At 51.7% G+C, this 1,655-nt stretch carries 3 protein-coding genes; all 3 read left to right on the top strand.

The annotated features are described in order from the left end of the window. Positions 1–291 (top strand): alpha-hydroxy-acid oxidizing protein (locus tag B3W37_RS04345; RefSeq protein ID WP_483174891.1); only part of this gene is annotated, 291 nt, incomplete at its 5' end. A gap of 83 nt (positions 292–374) precedes the next feature. Then, a complete protein-coding gene (locus B3W37_RS04340; RefSeq protein ID WP_483168878.1) occupies positions 375–1,196 on the top strand; it encodes a DUF1614 domain-containing protein in 822 nt (273 codons plus the stop codon). Beyond that, positions 1,189–1,655 (top strand): stage II sporulation protein P (locus B3W37_RS04335; protein WP_483174889.1); only part of this gene is annotated, 467 nt, incomplete at its 3' end. The genes B3W37_RS04340 and B3W37_RS04335, both read left to right, overlap by 8 nt.

Genomic DNA, 1,655 nt, shown 5'->3' with positions numbered 1-1,655 from the left:
GTCATCGCTTCAGGGGGCATCAGAACGGCTGTGGATGCCGCTAAAGCGCTCTGCATGGGGGCTGAATTGGTAGGAATGGCCGGCCCCCTGGTAAAGCATTATGTCCATCAAGGCCCGGAGTCTCTGTTTAAATTTATAGAACAATGGATTTATCGGCTTAAAGCAGTGTTTTTAATGACTTCATCTCCCAATATTGCCGCAATTCGCGAAAAACCTTTAATTATTCTAGGTCATACCAGGGCCTGGCTTGAGGCCCGCCATATCGATTGCCGCCTCTGGTCCCGCCAATAACCTCAGGACAGCTTCTTTTTACATAAAAACACCCATGCGGGGAAATCTATTGCCATAAGAGATGAGAAAGGATGTGGCTAAATATGGCCAATTTTCCCTTTGGTCTGATTGCGCTTGTGGTGATATCGATTCTGATCTATTTCGGTGTAGCTCACCGGGCCCTGGACCGTTTGCGAATGACTGACCGGGCAGCATTGGCGGTGATAGCTGCTATCATTGTCGGCAGCTTCATTGATATCCCGGTTAGCTCCCGGTTAACCATCAATGTGGGCGGGGTAATAACGGTCGGCCTGGCTATATGGCTGTGGCTGGGTGCTGGAACTGCTTTTGAAAAGATGCGCTCGGCAATAGCCGCCGTGGTTACCGCCCTGGTATTGTTTATAGGAGCCCGTTTTCTGGGAGCCGAACCGGAAACCGTTTTTATTGATCCTATTTACCTTTATCCTTTAGTCGCCGGCATCGTTGGGTACTTAGCGGGCAGATCACGGCGCGGATCATTCTTTGCGGCAGTAATGGCGGTGTTGGCTTTAGACATCGGTCAATTTGTCTACCTGCTGCAGAGCGGGGTGCGGGGAACCGTTCATCTGGGCGGTGCCGGTGCCTTCGACTCTCTGGTTCTGGCTGGTATCCTGGCAATTCTGCTGGCTGAGCTGGTCGGCGAAAGTCTGGAACGCATGGCCGGAGGACCCAGCAGCGACGACAAAGATCCGGCCTTGTTAGAAAACCTCAGGGAACCGGCACCAGCCCGTAAACCGGCTCATGACGATCATGACGATATACAGGCTGATTATACTGCACACGACAAGGATGATGAACCTGATCAAGAAGAGTTTAAAGATTGGGAAGACCGCATAGAAGTCACCGGAATGAGAAAGCCGCAGGATCGGGGTGATGAACATGTCTAGAAAAATGCTGTCTCTATTCTTAGCCGTTAGCCTGATAACAGGTTTGGGTCTCTTCCTGCCGGATACGGCGGAGGCCGTTTATGAGGAATTGCCTTCCGGGTATTATTTTTCACTGGTGGATGAGGACAACAATACCATAAGCCAGACTGGCACCCAGGTGTATGTAGGCGATGAGTACATCAGCAGTGACAATGGCAGGTACCAGGTGGTAGAGGTATCAGGTCACACCGCGCGCTGCGTATATGTGGGCCAGGAACAGATGCCAGAAGTAAATTTCGACGACAATCGCCAGGCCTGGGTGATAGACAGCCAAGAGATTCCGGTCGTGGCGGCTAAACCTACCATAGCTATTTACCATACCCACAGTGACGAATCCTACGTGCCCACTGACGGCAAAGAAAGCAAGGAAGGCAACGGGGGCATTTATGACGTAGGCTATGCCCTGGCTCAGCGCCTTCA

The organism is Syntrophomonas sp. UBA5494 (assembly GCF_002426325.1).
The sequence above is the reverse complement of the archived record's forward strand: the minus strand, read 5'-3'. Positions and strand labels throughout refer to the sequence as shown.

Coding starts and splice junctions, on each gene's coding strand:
- B3W37_RS04340 (WP_483168878.1), top strand. CDS start 375: ATGGCCAATTTTCCCTTTGGTCTGATTGCGCTTGTGGTGATATCGATT.